Source organism: Pseudomonas sp. ICMP 460, from assembly GCF_002723595.1.
Lineage (GTDB): Bacteria > Pseudomonadota > Gammaproteobacteria > Pseudomonadales > Pseudomonadaceae > Aquipseudomonas > Aquipseudomonas kitaguniensis.
Genome location: NZ_LKBR01000005.1, coordinates 128,723 through 144,367, shown reverse-complemented (window position 1 = coordinate 144,367; position 15,645 = coordinate 128,723). Strand labels below are relative to the sequence as shown.

Genomic DNA, 15,645 nt, shown 5'->3' with positions numbered 1-15,645 from the left:
GGCACTGGCGATTTGTGTCACGCCGTCGCGAATACCACTGATCAATTCACGCAGGGTCGTGCCCATGCGCTGGATGCCTTGTTGCAACACGCCCAGTTCATCGCGGCGGGTGACCTGGATGTTATGGCTCAGGTCGCCAGAAGCGATGCGTTCCACCACGGCCAGGGTTTCCTGGATAGGGCGAGTGATCTGGCGGGTAATCACCCATGCGGCAATGATGCCGACCAGCAATGCCAGCAACGTGCTGATCAATTGCAGGCTACGCGCCTGGGCGCTTTCGGCGTCGCGGCGATCAAGTTGAATATCGTAGAGCTTCTCACTGATCGACACGATGTCGCTGCCCTGAGTAGTCATCTCGGCGCGCGCAGTAACGATGTTGTTGTTGGCTGCTTTATAGGCCTGTACGGCACTGCGATACGCGCCCAGCGCGGTTTCCAGTGACGCCAGTGCGCTTTGTTGACTGCTGCCGAACACGTTGCTGAGGTTTTTCAAACCCGCGATGGCTTTCTCGATTTGCGCCGCGGCGCGGGCTTCGGTCTCGGCGTTGGCGTTAGAGGTGTAGCCACGCACGTCGTAGCGCGCTAATTGGAATTCATCCTTGGCATTGTTCACGGCCTGGTATTGCGCGAAGCGCTCCGGACTGTCGGGCATCTGCTGCACGCTGGTGTCCAGGGCGTTGATCTGCTCATTGGCGATGGCTGCCTTGTCACCCATGACTTGGCGTGAGCTATTACCGTTACGGTAGGCTTCGCGCATCTTGTTCAGGGACTGTTGGTAGGCGGTGATCACGGCCTTTTGCTGGTTGAGCAGCTTGAGGTTTTCCGGGCTCTTGAAGCTGTCCAACAGCTTCTGTTGCTTGGCGGCAAAAGCGTCGAGGTTAGTCTGTACGTTCTGTGCCACCGCTTCGTCACCATCGGCCAGCATGTATTGCAGGCGCACGATACGCAGCTTGGTCAGGGACGCATTGAGCTGGGTGATGTCGCTCATCCAGTTGCTACGATCGATCAGGCCGCCCAGGCTGGTCCAGCCGGTAAGGGCCAGGATGGACGTGAGGACCAGCACCAGGCCAAAGCCCAGGCCGAGTTTGAGGTTTACGCTGATGTTGCCGAACCAGCTATTCATCGAATGCTCCGCAAAAATGATATCGAGTTGCTGGGCGGTGTTGTTGTTTGAGCCAGCCATGGTATTTACGGCTGTATCGGCAAGCCGGCGTGAAGCTGAAATAATTAATTCGCCAGCTATGCATTTAATCCTGCATACCCAATGGCAGCGGTCGTTGTGCGGGCTGCGCGGTGCTCATCGGGTAGCCACTTTGTGCTAGTCTGCTGGCCCTTTTAGTTTTGGATGACACTTTTTAGGCGCCCATTTATGCAGCGGTCTAAAGTGTTGTCCTACAGCGGAGCCTCTTCATGTCCGAAGTTAACCTGTCTACCGACGAAACCCGCGTCAGCTACGGCATTGGCCGTCAGTTGGGCGACCAACTGCGCGACAACCCGCCACCGGGCGTAAGCCTGGACGCAATTCTGGCTGGCCTGACCGACGCGTTCGCCGGCAAACCAAGCCGCGTTGACCAAGAGCAAATGGCCGCGAGCTTCAAGGTCATTCGTGAAATCATGCAAGCCGAAGCGGCTGCCAAGGCTGAAGCGGCCGCCGGTGCCGGTCTGGCGTTCCTGGCTGAAAACGCCAAGCGTGATGGCATCACCACCCTGGCGTCGGGCCTGCAATTTGAAGTGCTGACTGCCGGTACAGGCGCCAAGCCGTCCCGTGAAGACCAAGTGCGTACTCACTACCACGGCACCCTGGTCGACGGCACCGTGTTCGACAGCTCTTACGAGCGTGGTCAGCCTGCAGAATTCCCGGTGGGCGGCGTGATCGCCGGCTGGACCGAAGCCCTGCAACTGATGAATGCCGGCAGCAAATGGCGCCTGTACGTGCCGAGCGAGCTGGCTTACGGCGCTCAAGGCGTTGGCAGCATCCCGCCGCACAGCGTGCTGGTATTCGACGTCGAGCTGCTCGACGTTCTGTAACACAGCAGGTTATTGCGGGCCTTGTGCCTGTGTGGGAGCGGGCTTGCTCGCGATGGCGTCGACCCGGTTTGACTGTGAACCGAGTCGCCTGCATCGCCAGCAAGCCCGCTTCCACATAAAGCCTGCATCCACAGGTTTTGCTCGGTCGCTCATGGGTGAAATTTGCCATTGAGCTCCGTTGCCGGGCGCAACGCTCGGGCATAGCAGAACAGAAACAGGTTACGCACCACCTCTTTAAGTACGCCGGGCTCACTCGAACTCAGGCCATTCACGTCCAGGTCGCCCTGGTCCTGCAGCTCATTCAGCGCTTCTTCTTCCAGCACCGCACAGACTTCCCCGGTTTCCCGATGCAGGATTCGCAGGTAAGGGTGTGGGCGGTCCAGCCAGGCATCGATCAAATACGTCATGGTTGATTCTCCTTGATAAGTTTCAATGAGAATAATTCTTATTCGTAGAATAGCAAGTGCCTATTGGCGGTTTGCTGATTTTTCTGTGTGGGTATTGCGCGTGATCAACGCAGAGGGCGAAACGCCACCCCGCGGCGGGCGCGGGATGGAGGCAGCAGGCTTAGACTTTACGCACAAACTCGGACTTGAGTTTCATCGGGCCGATACCGTCGATCTTGCAATCGATGTCGTGGTCGCCGTCGCACAGGCGGATGTTCTTGACCTTGGTGCCGACTTTGACCACCAGCGACGTGCCTTTGACCTTAAGGTCTTTGATCACGGTGATGGTATCGCCGTCCTGCAAGACATTGCCTACAGAGTCTTTCTTCACGGTTTCATCGCCGGCCACTTCGGCCTCACCAGTGGCGGACCACTCATGCGCGCATTCCGGGCAGATCAACTGGGCGCCGTCTTCGTAGGTGTATTCGCTATTGCATTTCGGGCAGGGTGGCAACGTGCTCACTAAAGCTCCTTTAGAGTCAGGATGGCTAAAAGTCGCACATTATATAGGGTTTTGCAGCGCGAGCGGGGGAGTGGGTTGGCAATGGAATCTAAATGTGGGGGCGGGCTTGCTCGCGAATGCGGTCTATCAGAAACGTATTCAGTGACTGACACTCCGCATTCGCGAGCAAGCCCGCTCCCACACAAGCCCGCTCTGCAGGGCGTCTTCAGTGCGTACGTGCGACCGCGAACTCACTCAGCTCAACCAGCGCGTCGCGGTATTCGCTGGCAGGCAGCGCTTCCAGGCATTTGATCGCGCGGGCCACGTAGTCACGTGCCAGCTGTGCGGTGTAATCCAGCGAGCCCGAGGCTTCCACTGCAGCGCGAATGCTTTCGAGGTCTTCGATACCGCCTTTCTGGATCGCCTTGCGCACCAGGGCGGCCTGTTCCGGCGTGCCTTCGCGCATGGTGTAGATCAGCGGCAAGGTCGGTTTGCCCTCTGCCAGGTCGTCACCGACGTTCTTGCCCAGGGTTTCGGCGTCGCCACGGTAGTCGAGCAAGTCGTCCACCAACTGGAACGCAACCCCCAGGTGATCGCCGAAAGTGCGCAGCGCTTCGCTTTGCTCAGGCGTCGCTTCGCACAAGGCGGCGGCGCTGTGGGTGGAGGCTTCGAAGAGCATCGCCGTCTTGCCGCGAATCACTTCCATGTAGGTTTCTTCGGTGGTGCTGGCGTCGCGAACCTTGGACAGTTGCAACACTTCGCCTTCGGCGATGATGCGCGTGGCTTGTGAAAGAATCTTCATCACCGGCATCGAGCCCAGTTCGACCATCATTTCGAACGAGCGCGAATACAGGAAGTCGCCCACCAGCACGCTCGGGGCGTTGCCCCACATCGCGTTGGCCGTTTCGCGGCCACGGCGCATGCCGGACATGTCGACCACGTCGTCATGCAGCAAGGTTGCGGTGTGCAAAAATTCGATGGTGGCGGCCAGCAGGCGCAGGTCATCGCCTTCGCGGCCAAGGGCCTTGCCGCACAACAGGACTAATAAAGGCCGCAGGCGTTTGCCGCCCGCCGACGTAATATAGTCGCCAATTTTGGAGACCAGCGGCACTTTAGACGTCAGCTGCTGCTTGATGATGCCGTCGACGGCGCTAAAATCGTCCGCGACCGCGCGGTAGAAAGCTTGGGGTTGCATCAGCGACAGTCGCTCCAGAAGGGTTGCGCGGCATGCTAGGACCCTCTCCCCGTAGTGTCAAGGCGCGATAGACGGCTACTTGCAACACCCATTTACCTTGCGTACAATCGCGCACCCTGAACTTCCTGGGCAGCACCTGCCTTACGCAATTGCATTCGGGACGTCCATCCCATGCAGCCATGCCAGCCAATACCTCTTCTTATAAAGCGCTGGGTGAGCAGGATTATCGGAGAAATACCATGTCGTACGCAGTAATTGTTACTGGTGGCAAGCAATACAAGGTCGCCCCAGGTGAATACCTGAAGATCGAAAAACTGGAAATCGCTACCGGCGAATCCGTTACCTTTGATCGCGTTCTGTTGGTCGCCAATGGCGATGACGTGAACATCGGCGCTCCAGTGGTTGCCGGCGCTACCGTTGTGGCTGAAGTGATCTCCCAAGGTCGTCACGATAAAGTCCGCATCATCAAGTTCCGTCGTCGTAAGCACCACATGAAGCGTATGGGCCACCGCCAGTGGTACACCGAGATCAAAATCACCGGTATTCAGGCTTAATTTCAGCCTAATTCCTCACTAGGAGAATTGACTCATGGCACACAAAAAAGCTGGTGGTAGTACCCGTAACGGTCGCGACTCAGAAGCCAAACGCCTTGGCGTTAAGATGTATGGCGGCCAGAAAATCATTCCGGGCAACATCATCGTGCGTCAGCGCGGCACCCAATTCCACGCCGGTTACGGTGTTGGCATGGGTAAAGATCACACCCTCTTCGCGAAAATCGAAGGCGTGATCAAGTTTGAAGTAAAGGGCGCGTTCAACCGCCGTTACGTGAGCGTTGTCGCCGCTTAATTGCGCGATCGCTGGAAAAGCCCTGTCTCGCGACGGGGCTTTTTCGTTTGTGGGGTGAGTCTCTTGCAAAGCTGTTTGTGATGGGCGAAAGCAACGGGTTTTGCAGTCATTGCTTGAGGTCGCTGCGCTCATTTTTGCAAGAGTCTTATGTCTTGGTTTTTTTAAGCTCGTCCGTGCGACGAGAGGCGTTTTGTTATGAAGTTCGTTGATGAAGTTTCCATCCGAGTAAAAGCAGGCGATGGCGGTAACGGTTGCATGAGTTTCCGTCGCGAAAAGTTCATCGAAAACGGTGGCCCGAACGGCGGCGACGGCGGTGACGGCGGTTCCATCTACTTGATGGCCGACGAAAACCTCAACACCCTGGTCGACTACCGTTACACCCGGCACTTCGATGCCGAGCGTGGCTCCAACGGTGGCAGCACCGACTGCACCGGTAAAAAAGGTGAAGACATGGTGCTGCGCGTACCGGTCGGCACCACGATCATCGACTCCGCCACTCAGGAAGTGATTGGCGACCTGACCAAGGCCGGTCAAAAATTGATGGTTGTGCAGGGCGGCTGGCACGGTTTGGGTAACACCCGATTCAAGTCCAGTACCAACCGTGCACCGCGCCAGACCACGCCGGGCAAACCGGGCGAGCAGCGTGACCTCAAGCTGGAAATGAAAGTACTCGCCGACGTCGGCCTGTTGGGCCTGCCAAACGCCGGCAAAAGTACCTTCATTCGCTCGGTCTCGGCCGCCAAGCCGAAAGTCGCCGACTACCCGTTCACCACCCTGGTGCCAAACCTGGGCGTGGTCAGCGTAGACCGCTGGAAAAGCTTCGTGATCGCCGACATTCCAGGCCTGATCGAAGGGGCTTCCGATGGCGCAGGCTTGGGCATTCGTTTCCTCAAGCACTTGTCGCGTACGCGCTTGCTGTTGCACCTCGTCGACATGGCGCCGCTGGATGACACCAGCGCACCAGACGCCGCCGAAGTGATCGTCAGCGAACTGACCAAGTTCAGCCCGGCCCTGGCCGAGCGTGACCGCTGGTTGGTGCTGAACAAGTGCGACCAGATCCTCGAGGAAGAACACGAGGAACGCGTCAAGGAGATCGTCGATCGCCTGGAGTGGACCGGCCCGGTTTACGTGATCTCGGCTATCGCCAAAGAAGGCACCGAGCGCCTGACCCGCGACATCATGCGCTACCTTGAAGACCGCGCCGACCGCCTGGCGGCCGACCCGGTGTTCAAGGCCGAACTGGCCGAGCTCGACCAGCAGATCGAAGACGAAGCACGCGCCCAGTTGCAGGCGCTGGACGACCAGCGTGCCCTGCGCCGCAGCGGCGTGAAGTCGGTGCATGACATCGGCGACGATGAGTGGGACGAGGAAGACGTGGATGATGAGGATGGCCCGGAAATCATTTACGTGCGCGACTGAGTCGTTGCGATAAACTTGAACGCCGCTCCTTCAGAGCGGCGTTTTGGTATCCGGGTATAACGTTACGGGCGGCGCTGGGTCGCGCAGCCCTCAATCTAAGGTTGAAGATGATGCGGAGCAAAGTGACAGGTGCGCAGCGCTGGGTCGTGAAGATCGGAAGCGCGCTGCTGACGGCGGATGGTAAAGGGCTCGATCGCGCAGCCATGAGCGTCTGGGTCGAGCAGATGGTGGCCTTGCATGAGGCCGGTGTTGAGTTGGTGCTGGTGTCGTCCGGGGCCGTCGCTGCCGGCATGAGCCGCCTCGGCTGGACCGCGCGACCCAGCGCGATGCATGAGCTGCAAGCGGCCGCCGCCATCGGCCAGATGGGCCTGGTGCAAGCCTGGGAATCCAGCTTTGCCGAGCATGGCCGCCACACGGCGCAGATCCTGCTGACCCACGACGACCTGTCCGACCGCAAGCGCTACCTCAACGCCCGCAGCACCTTGCGCGCGCTGGTGGACCTTAAGGTTATCCCGGTGATCAACGAAAACGACACGGTGGTCACCGACGAAATCCGCTTCGGCGACAACGACACCCTGGCCGCGCTGGTGGCCAACCTGGTGGAAGCCGACCTGCTGGTGATTCTCACCGACCGCGACGGCATGTTTGACGCCGACCCGCGCAACAACCCCGATGCCCAATTGATCTACGAAGCCCGCGCCGATGACCCGGCGCTGGACGCCGTGGCCGGCAGCGTCGGCGGCGCGCTGGGCCGTGGCGGCATGCAGACCAAGCTGCGTGCTGCACGTTTGGCCGCGCGCTCCGGCGCCCACACCATCATCGTCGGCGGGCGCCTGGAGCGCGTGCTCGACCGTCTCAAGGCCGGTGAGCGCATCGGCACGTTGCTGTCGCCGGAGCGCGGGCTGCTGGCGGCGCGCAAGCAATGGCTGGCCGGGCACCTGCAAACCCGTGGCACTCTGGTGCTGGACGAAGGCGCCGTGTCGGCGTTGTCCCAAGGCCACAAGAGCTTGCTGCCGGTGGGCGTCAAATTGGTGCAGGGCAGCTTCCGCCGTGGCGAGATGGTGGTGTGCGTCGCCCCCGACGGTCGCGAGATCGCCCGTGGCCTGGCCAACTACAGCGCCCTTGAGGCGCAGAAAATCATTGGACAATCGTCTGAAGCGATTGTCGGACTATTAGGTTACATGGCTGAACCGGAACTGGTTCACCGCGATAACCTGATCCTGGTCTAAACAAAGGAATACACGATGCGCGTGATACAGGGATTGCTCGGCCTGCTGTTGGCCATGCCACTGCTGGCCTCGGCCGAAGAAATCGGCCAAGTGTCGACGGTGTTCAAGTTTGTCGGCCCCAATGACCGGATCGTGGTCGAGGCGTTTGATGACCCCAAAGTCGACGGCGTAACCTGCTACCTGTCGCGCGCCAAGACCGGCGGCGTAAAAGGCAGCCTGGGGCTTGCCGAAGACCGTGCCGAAGCCTCGATCGCTTGCCGCCAGGTCGGCCCGATCAGTTTTAAAGGCGAACTCAAGGACGGCGACGAGGTGTTCAAGGAGCGTACTTCGCTGGTATTCAAGACCATGCAGGTGGTGCGTTTCCTCGACAAGAAGCGCAATACCCTGGTGTACCTGGTCTACAGCGACCGTCTGATCGAAGGCAGCCCGCAGAATGCGGTCACGGCGATTCCGATTTTGCCCTGGCCGACGGCGCAGTAACCGGCAGGCGCGTTTTTTAATCGGCGTCTATGATTGCAGGCGTGGGGTCTGTAATCTCGACGTGCCGCAATGCGAAGAATATGGGAAATCTGGAGTTCGTCATGAGTGCTTTCCACGACCTGAAACTCAAAGCGTTAGACGGACAAGAGCTGCCGCTGGCGCCCTTCAAAGGGCACGTTGTGCTGGTGGTCAACGTGGCGTCCAAGTGTGGTTTGACCCCGCAATACGCGGCGTTGGAAAACCTCTATCAGCAATACAAGGGCCAGGGTTTCAGCGTGCTCGGCCTGCCGTGCAACCAGTTTGCAGGCCAGGAACCGGGCACCGAGGAAGAAATCCAGCAGTTCTGCAGCCTCAACTACGGCGTAACATTCCCGCTGGGCAGCAAGCTTGAGGTCAATGGCCCCGACCGCCATCAGCTGTACCGCTTGCTGGCGGGCGAGGGCGCCGAGTTTCCGGGTGACATCACCTGGAATTTCGAGAAATTCCTGCTCGGCAAAGACGGCCGGGTACTGGCGCGTTTCTCGCCACGCACCGCGCCGGATGACCCCACTATCGTCCAAGCCATCGAAAAAGCGCTTATTTAAATTTAGCTGCAAGCCGCAAGCCGCAAGCTGCAAGTAGAAGCCCCTGCGTACAGCTTGAGCTTGAGCTTGAGCTTGAGCTTGAGCTTGAAGCTTAAAGCTTGCAGCTGCTCTCATGCTCCTTTATCACTCAGATCAATAGTGCTATCTAGCGCTGCACACGCGCAATATTATCCACATCATAAAACCTTCTGCTGTGGAGTGCTCCCATGCCTGTGCAAGCCTTGTTCAAACCGTTCCAGCTCGGTGCTCTGCAACTCTCGACCCGCGTGGTGATGGCGCCGATGACGCGTTCGTTCTCGCCAGGTGGCGTGCCCAATTCCAGGGTTATCGAGTACTACCGCCGTCGCGCCGCCGCAGGCGTAGGCCTGATCATCACCGAAGGCACGGTGGTTGATCATCAGGCCTCTAACGGCTACCCGAATGTGCCGCATTTTTATGGCGAGGCGGCGCTGGCCGGCTGGAAGAAAGTCGTCGACGCGGTGCACGCCGAAGGCGGAAAGATCGTTCCGCAGTTGTGGCACGTGGGCAGCGTGCGGCGTATCGGCACTGAGCCGGACGCCAGCGTGCCGGCTTACGGCCCGATGGAAAAACTCAAGGACGGCAAGGTGGTCGTCCACGGCATGACCACCGAAGACATCCACGACGTGATCAATGCCTTTGCCCAAGCCGCCAAGGATGCCCAACGCATCGGCATGGACGGCGTAGAGATCCACGGCGCCCACGGCTACCTGGTTGATCAGTTTTTCTGGGAAGGCAGCAACCAGCGCACCGATGAGTACGGCGGCAGCCTGGCCAACCGTTCGCGTTTTGCCATCGAGCTGATCCAGGCTACCCGCGCTGCGGTAGGCCCGGACTTCCCGATCATCTTGCGTTTCTCGCAGTGGAAGCAGCAGGACTACACCGCGCGCCTGGTGCAAACCCCGCAGGCGCTGGGTGAGTTTCTCCAACCGTTGTCCGACGCCGGTGTGGATATTTTCCACTGTTCCACGCGGCGTTTCTGGGAGCCGGAATTCGAAGGCTCCGAGCTCAACCTGGCCGGCTGGACACGCCAGCTCACCGGCAAGCCGACCATCACCGTGGGCAGCGTGGGCCTGGACGGCGAGTTCCTGCAGTTCATGGTCAACACCGACAAGGTCGCGCAACCGGCCAGCCTGGAAAAACTGCTGGAGCGCTTGAACAACGACGAGTTCGACCTGGTGGCCGTGGGCCGCGCCTTGCTGGTAGATCCGGAGTGGGCGGTGAAGGTGCGCGAAGGCCGTGAGGGCGACATTCTGCCGTTCAGTCGTGAGGCGTTGACGACCTTGGTGTAAGCGGTGACAGCGCGGTTAGCGGTGGCCCGTCCTTGCACACACCGCGCAACTGGCGTTCAAACTGCTCGATAATTGCCGGCCAACCCTGACGGCTCGCGTGTTGGCGGGCATTCAGACGAGCCCTGCGCAAGGTCTCGCGCTCTTCGAGCAGCCACACGGCGGCATCGCAAAAAGCCTCCTCATCACCCGGCATCGCCAGCGCGCCGCTATAACCATGGCGGATATGCTGGGTGGCGGCCGCTTGGTCATAGGCCACCACGCCAAGCCCCGACGCCATGGCCTCCAGCACCACATTGCCGAAGGTTTCGGTCAGGCTGGGGAACAGGAACAGATCCCCTGAGGCGTAATGCTTTGCCAGTTCCTCACCGCGCTGAGTGCCGCAGAACACGGCGTCGGGCAATTCGCTCTCCAGCAGCGCGCGTTGCGGGCCATCGCCAACGATGATCAGCTGCATGCGCCGCTGTGGATAAGTACGCTGCAAGGTTTCAAAGCAGCGCTTGAGCAGCCCGAGATTTTTTTCCTGCGCCAGCCGGCCGACATGCAGCACCGCGATGTCGTCGTTGCGCAGGCCAAAGCTTTCGCGCAAGGCGCTATCGCGTTTGGCCGGGTGGAACAATTGGCTGTCGACCCCGCGTGACAACATGCCCAGCCGCTCGAAATGCCGACGCTCCAGCTCCAGGCGTTGGCTGGCGCTCGGCACCAGTGTCAACGTCGAGCGGTTGTGGAACCAGCGCAGATAGTGCGTGACCATGCGGCTCAGCAGGCTCAAGCCATATTGGTTTGAGTACTGTTGAAAATTTGTGTGAAAGCCGCTGACCACACTGATCCCCAGGCGCCGTGCCGCGCGCAGGGCGGATAACCCCAGCGGCCCTTCGGTGGCGATGTACAGCACGTCCGGGCGCTGGCGGGTCCAGCGCCGCAGCAACTTGTGCATCGACGACTGGCCCCATTGCAGGCCGGGGTAGCCTGGCAGCGGCCAGCCACGGCACAGCAGCAACTCGTCGTCGCTGGGGCGGGTCTGGTCGACACCCTGGCGCGGGCGCACCAGTTCGATTTGGTGGCCACGCGCGCGCAAACCTTCACACAAGCGACCAAGGGTATTGGCCACCCCGTTGATCTCAGGCGGGAAGGTTTCGGTGATTAAGGTGATGTGAAGCGAAGCTGTCGTCATGACCCACAGTCTCGCCGTGGGCCATGTCGCCATTGTGGCATTGGGATGATGGATTTATGACGGCGTCACGGTTTTCCGGGCCATCGTCTCGGCGCCTTGTTCACGCACCCAGAACAGCGTGGCGCCCGCCACCGCTGCCGGCATCATCAGCAGGTTGACCACCGGCACCAGCAACACCAGGTAGACGATGCCGCCAAAACTCATGCTCTGCCAGCGTTTCTGGCGCAGCCAGGCGAGCATTTCGTTCCAGCCCAGCTTGTGGTTGTCCGCCGGGTAGTCGATGTACTGGATCGCCATCATCCACACGCCGAACAACAGCCACAGCGGCGCGGCAATCAGGTTGACCACGGGAATGAACGACAGGATAAACAAACCGATGGCGCGTGGCAGGAAGTACCCCAGCTTGCGCATTTCGCGCGCCAGGGTGCGCGGCACCATCGCCACCAGCTCACCCCAACTGAACGGCGGGAAGTCATCGGTGCCGCGTATCACCACCTCGACCTTCTCGGCGAGAAACCCGTTAAACGGCGCGGCGATGATATTGGCAAGCATGGTGAAGGTGAAAAACACCATCAGCACCACCAGCACCACAAACAACGGCCATAACAGGTAATTCAAAAAGCTCAGCCAGCTTGGCAGCGTCGGCATCAAATGGTCGACCCACAGGCTGAACTGATGGCCGGCGAAATAGATCAAACCGACAAACAGCACCAGGTTGATTGCCAGCGGCAGCAGTACAAACAGGCGCAAGCCAGGGCTTAACACCAATTTGAGGCCTTCACGCAGGTATTGCGGGCCAGAAAGTACAGGGGCGGGCATGGAGAACTCCGAGCAAGAGGACGAACGCGCCGACCTTACCGGCTTTGCATTCAAGGCGAAAGCACCGCCGGTGTGACGACATCAACGGTAACAAAGGCGTCGATTAACCGCGTCGACTGCATAGAGACCGCCTATGAGCTGGATTGTTATTGCGTATTTCCTTAATCTTGCGCCCCTCGTTACGCTTCAACCATTATTTTCAGGGCCTGCGAGTTCAAGCACTTCCCCAAGTGTTTCGCGGTCCTTTTTTATTCCAGCCGCCTTGTTGTGCGGGCGGTCGATAGGAGTGAGTCATGTCTGATACCCGTCATTCGCGAGTGATTATTCTTGGTTCCGGTCCTGCCGGTTACAGCGCTGCCGTTTATGCTGCCCGGGCCAACCTCAAGCCGTTGCTGATCACCGGCATGCAGGCGGGTGGTCAGTTGACCACTACCACCGAAGTCGACAACTGGCCGGGCGACGTTCACGGCCTGACCGGCCCGGTGCTGATGGAGCGTATGAAAGAGCACGCCGAGCGTTTTGAAACCGAGATCGTTTTCGACCACATCAACCAAGTCGATTTCTCGAAAAAGCCTTACAGCCTGACCGGCGACAATGGCGTCTACACCTGTGACGCGCTGATCATCGCCACTGGCGCCAGCGCCCGTTACCTGGGCCTGCCGTCGGAAGAAGCGTTTATGGGCAAGGGTGTTTCGGCCTGCGCTACCTGCGACGGTTTCTTCTACCGCAACAAGCCGGTCGCCGTGGTCGGTGGCGGCAACACCGCTGTCGAAGAGGCGCTGTACCTGGCCAATATCGCCAGCACCGTGACCCTGGTTCACCGCCGCGAAACGTTCCGCGCCGAGAAGATCCTGATCGACAAGCTGCACGCCCGCGTCGCTGAAGGCAAAATCATCCTCAAGCTCAATGCCACCCTCGACGAAGTCCTGGGCGACAACATGGGCGTGACCGGTGCCCGCCTGAAAAACAACGACGGCAGCTTCGACGAGCTGAAAGTCGACGGCGTATTCATCGCCATCGGCCACACCCCGAACACCTCGCTGTTCGAAGGCGTGCTGGAAGCCAAAGACGGCTACCTGGTCGTACAGGGCGGCCGCGAAGGCAACGCCACCTCGACCAACATCGACGGCATCTTTGCCGCCGGTGACGTGGCTGACCACGTCTACCGCCAGGCCATCACCTCGGCCGGCGCCGGCTGCATGGCGGCGCTGGATGCCGAGCGTTACCTGGATGGTTTGAAGGACGCATCGTTCTAAACCATTGAAATGAAAAAACCGGCTGCGAGGCCGGTTTTTTTTGTGCTGGATTTAATGACCCGCACAGGTCAACGGTGGGAGGGGGCTTGCTCCCGATGTCGGTGTATTAGCTACAGATAGTCTGGCTGTTACACCGCTATCGGGAGCAAGCCCCCTCCCACATGTTGATCCATGCCGGGCTCAGGCGTTGATGGTCGTCAACTGCCCACGCTAGGTAATCGAATCGATGTCGAATGTATATGGCCCACTGCTGCGGGAGGCGAACATCGAAGCGACATCGTCCGGCTCGGGAATCATCGCAATTTGCACCTGCAGTGTGTTCTCCCGCTGGCCCTTCCAGCGTTGCAGAGCGGCTTCCAGGTTGGGCGAGTGCGCCGCGCTGCCGTAAACATCCACCCGCCTCAGTGCGCGCACGCGTAATCGTTCAAGCCGCTGCAGTGAATCTTGCAGCTTGTAATACTCGTCGGACAACTCGCTCACCGTTTGCAGGTACTCGGGGTCGTTGTTGCAATAGCGCAGCGTGTCCATTGTTCGCTTGCGTTGGTCGTGCACCTTGCTGCGCATGGTCGTCAGTGCCGACGCCACCACATCGTATTCACGTTGAGTCACCACCGTGCCCCTGGTTTCCTCGGTTTGTTGCCAGCGTCTAAAGGTCGCCCAGGAAAACGGGATATAGGCCCCCGGTATACTGTGATCAGCAAGACTCATGGCCTGATCGATAAAACCACCCCGAAACGGCAGGTCGCCGTCTTTGGCCAGCGCACGCGTGCAGGCGGCCTCTTCAAGGGAGTCACACCCCGGGTTCCAGAGAATCGACGAAAGTTGCTTCTCGTTGAAGTTCACCGGCATAAAGTGATGCAACGTGCCGTGATGCTCATAAGGCGCGCCACCCACCCGAACCAGGCCTGCCACGAAAATTAAAATGCCTAACACCGGGTTGGTAATAAAAAGTCCCGCAAGCCCGGTAATCCAAATGCTTCGCCGTGCGTTCATCCACGGTGCGGGTACGCCGGGGATCATGTCGTTGTTGTTGACCATGCGGTGGTGCGTCAGCGGCTCGGCAGCGGCGACGAATGTGGCATCACCTACACGCGGCGATCCGTAGGTGTAGAGGAGAACGTCGTAGTTCAAGGTTTCGTCAGATCGCAGTGCTTCGGCCAGTAGTAGTGCAATCGCGCCGCCCAGGCTGTGGCCGCTGATAATGATTTTTTGGCCGATATGAAACCTATCCAAATAGTTCTGAACAAACGTCTTCAACGCCTTATACGCATCGTAAAAACCGTGATGGACGTTGCCTTTACCCTCGCTGAAAGGTACTTGCGCCGCATCCGCGTCACGCCACCAATCTGACAACTCCAATGTTCCACGGATAGCGATCAAAATCACCTCATCATGATGCGTAATGAACGCTTGTGTGCTCTTGCCGCTTAGCCAGTACTTACTGGTGTCATCAAAAAAATGCTGATTGGCAGGGTGTTCCTGAGTGTCGCTCGGCTTGTTTTGCTCATAGAGGGTTGGGTCGAACGGTAAAATCTCAAAGCGCTTCGAGTAAGGAACTTCCTCATACAGTGGGTAGAAACGGTGAACCGGCGACTGCGAACTGTCCACCTTCCAGCTTTCTTGATAGTTGGGAAGCGCTTCACCAAAAAAGTTACCCACACTGGGTTCCAGTGGGAAGCTCACGGTGTCCACAGGTTCTTTGGCGGGTTTTTGGCCGAAATTGTTGTAGCTCAAGTTCGACATTATTGCGAGCTGGTACAGGTTGAGTGCGCTGAAGGCATTATCGGTTGAGAGCATGGGCCTGAATGCACGCAGGGGGCGAACCTGCAGTAGCGTGTGCCGGTTAGACAGCAGCCCGACACCTTTCAGAGATAACGGCTCTGGGCTTAGCCTCAGTTCATCAAGTGCTCTGATTAAGAGGTCATTCGGCGGGTATTTACGTTTAAGGGGCGGCGGTAAATGCGCGCGCTGTTTGACCAAGTCCCGCACTTCCACTTGGATAAATGTGTCTCCCGCTTTTAACGCGGGGTTGTGTTCGGCAGGGAATCCATCTTTGTGAAAGAAGCGGGTTTGTTCGGCACGGACTTGGAGTTCGGTGATTGGGAGTGGATAAAACTTTCTATCCACGATTTTTTCATACCAAATATCAGCGCCTCCTTGATACTTATTGTCGATCGTCAGTACGGCAGGTCCTCGATAACAGTCTTCAACTTTAGCAAATCCTTGGGCGTCCAGCGCTCCTGTATATTTCTGCTCTGCGCTGTCCTGAAGGATATAGCTGAGACCAGCATACGGTTTGCCATCACCGAACTCGTCCACTAGCTGAAAACTAATCCAATGCCCCTTTAATGGGCAGGCAAACATCTTGTCGCTAAAAGAGGGCCTATGCACATCTTCCATCGGTCTATACGAACCCATCGT

15 protein-coding genes and 1 pseudogene are annotated in these 15,645 nt (G+C 58.8%); 9 read left to right on the top strand and 7 right to left on the bottom strand.

Features of this window, described 5'->3' with window-relative positions; translation table 11 throughout:
* Positions 1-57: 57 nt before the first annotated feature.
* Positions 58-1,122: pseudogene (locus AO240_RS29220) on the bottom strand (methyl-accepting chemotaxis protein); the annotation flags it as partial.
* A 287-nt stretch (positions 1,123-1,409) separates the two neighbouring features.
* Here AO240_RS29220 and AO240_RS06095 point away from each other — a divergent pair.
* Positions 1,410-2,027, top strand: coding sequence for an FKBP-type peptidyl-prolyl cis-trans isomerase (locus AO240_RS06095; RefSeq protein ID WP_099235560.1), 618 nt, complete (start codon positions 1,410-1,412; stop codon positions 2,025-2,027).
* A gap of 149 nt (positions 2,028-2,176) precedes the next feature.
* Here AO240_RS06095 and AO240_RS06090 read toward each other — a convergent pair whose 3' ends face one another.
* From AO240_RS06090 to AO240_RS06080, 3 genes are all read right to left on the bottom strand, one after another.
* Positions 2,177-2,434 carry a hypothetical protein gene (locus tag AO240_RS06090; protein WP_003194088.1) on the bottom strand — a complete coding sequence of 86 codons (258 nt, stop codon included), beginning with the start codon at positions 2,432-2,434 and terminating at the stop codon, positions 2,177-2,179.
* A 160-nt stretch (positions 2,435-2,594) separates the two neighbouring features.
* On the bottom strand, positions 2,595-2,936 hold the full coding sequence (locus tag AO240_RS06085) for a zinc ribbon domain-containing protein YjdM (protein WP_058414187.1): 342 nt from the start codon (positions 2,934-2,936) through the stop codon (positions 2,595-2,597).
* 205 nt (positions 2,937-3,141) lie between these two features.
* On the bottom strand, positions 3,142-4,110 hold the full coding sequence (locus AO240_RS06080) for a polyprenyl synthetase family protein (protein ID WP_058414188.1): 969 nt from the start codon (positions 4,108-4,110) through the stop codon (positions 3,142-3,144).
* A 239-nt stretch (positions 4,111-4,349) separates the two neighbouring features.
* Between AO240_RS06080 and rplU the strand changes: the two genes are divergently transcribed.
* The 7 genes from rplU to AO240_RS06045 all read left to right on the top strand — a co-directional run bounded on the left by rplU (position 4,350) and on the right by AO240_RS06045 (position 9,978).
* Positions 4,350-4,664 carry a 50S ribosomal protein L21 gene (rplU, locus tag AO240_RS06075; RefSeq protein ID WP_003176051.1) on the top strand — a complete coding sequence of 105 codons (315 nt, stop codon included), beginning with the start codon at positions 4,350-4,352 and terminating at the stop codon, positions 4,662-4,664.
* 34 nt (positions 4,665-4,698) lie between these two features.
* A complete protein-coding gene (gene rpmA / locus AO240_RS06070; protein WP_003176049.1) occupies positions 4,699-4,956 on the top strand; it encodes a 50S ribosomal protein L27 in 258 nt (85 codons plus the stop codon).
* Positions 4,957-5,151: 195 nt separating this feature from the next.
* A complete protein-coding gene (cgtA, locus tag AO240_RS06065) occupies positions 5,152-6,375 on the top strand; it encodes an Obg family GTPase CgtA (protein ID WP_058414189.1) in 1,224 nt (407 codons plus the stop codon).
* 110 nt (positions 6,376-6,485) lie between these two features.
* Positions 6,486-7,604, top strand: a complete 1,119-nt coding sequence (gene proB, locus AO240_RS06060) for a glutamate 5-kinase (RefSeq protein WP_099235559.1) — start codon at positions 6,486-6,488, stop codon at positions 7,602-7,604.
* 15 nt (positions 7,605-7,619) lie between these two features.
* A complete protein-coding gene (locus AO240_RS06055; protein WP_099235558.1) occupies positions 7,620-8,084 on the top strand; it encodes a CreA family protein in 465 nt (154 codons plus the stop codon).
* Positions 8,085-8,185: 101 nt separating this feature from the next.
* Positions 8,186-8,668 (top strand): glutathione peroxidase, encoded by a 483-nt coding sequence (locus AO240_RS06050; protein WP_058414192.1) that lies wholly within the window; start codon positions 8,186-8,188, stop codon positions 8,666-8,668.
* Positions 8,669-8,874: 206 nt separating this feature from the next.
* On the top strand, positions 8,875-9,978 hold the full coding sequence (locus tag AO240_RS06045; RefSeq protein ID WP_099235557.1) for an NADH:flavin oxidoreductase: 1,104 nt from the start codon (positions 8,875-8,877) through the stop codon (positions 9,976-9,978).
* Here the strand turns inward: AO240_RS06045 and AO240_RS06040 are convergent.
* Together AO240_RS06040 and cysZ are read right to left on the bottom strand one after the other, a co-directional pair.
* On the bottom strand, positions 9,947-11,149 hold the full coding sequence (locus AO240_RS06040; protein WP_099235556.1) for a glycosyltransferase family 1 protein: 1,203 nt from the start codon (positions 11,147-11,149) through the stop codon (positions 9,947-9,949). The two genes, AO240_RS06045 and AO240_RS06040, sit on opposite strands and share 32 nt — an antisense overlap.
* A 54-nt stretch (positions 11,150-11,203) precedes the next feature.
* Entirely contained in the window at positions 11,204-11,968 is a 765-nt protein-coding gene (cysZ, locus tag AO240_RS06035; RefSeq protein WP_099235555.1) for a sulfate transporter CysZ, read from the bottom strand.
* Between the two features lie 293 nt (positions 11,969-12,261).
* Here cysZ and trxB point away from each other — a divergent pair, with 293 nt between their 5' ends.
* Positions 12,262-13,224 (top strand): thioredoxin-disulfide reductase, encoded by a 963-nt coding sequence (gene trxB, locus AO240_RS06025; RefSeq protein ID WP_099235554.1) that lies wholly within the window; start codon positions 12,262-12,264, stop codon positions 13,222-13,224.
* A 210-nt stretch (positions 13,225-13,434) separates the two neighbouring features.
* Here the strand turns inward: trxB and AO240_RS06020 are convergent, their stop codons facing one another.
* On the bottom strand, positions 13,435-15,642 hold the full coding sequence (locus tag AO240_RS06020; protein WP_256585864.1) for a lipase family protein: 2,208 nt from the start codon (positions 15,640-15,642) through the stop codon (positions 13,435-13,437).
* Positions 15,643-15,645: the final 3 nt, after the last annotated feature.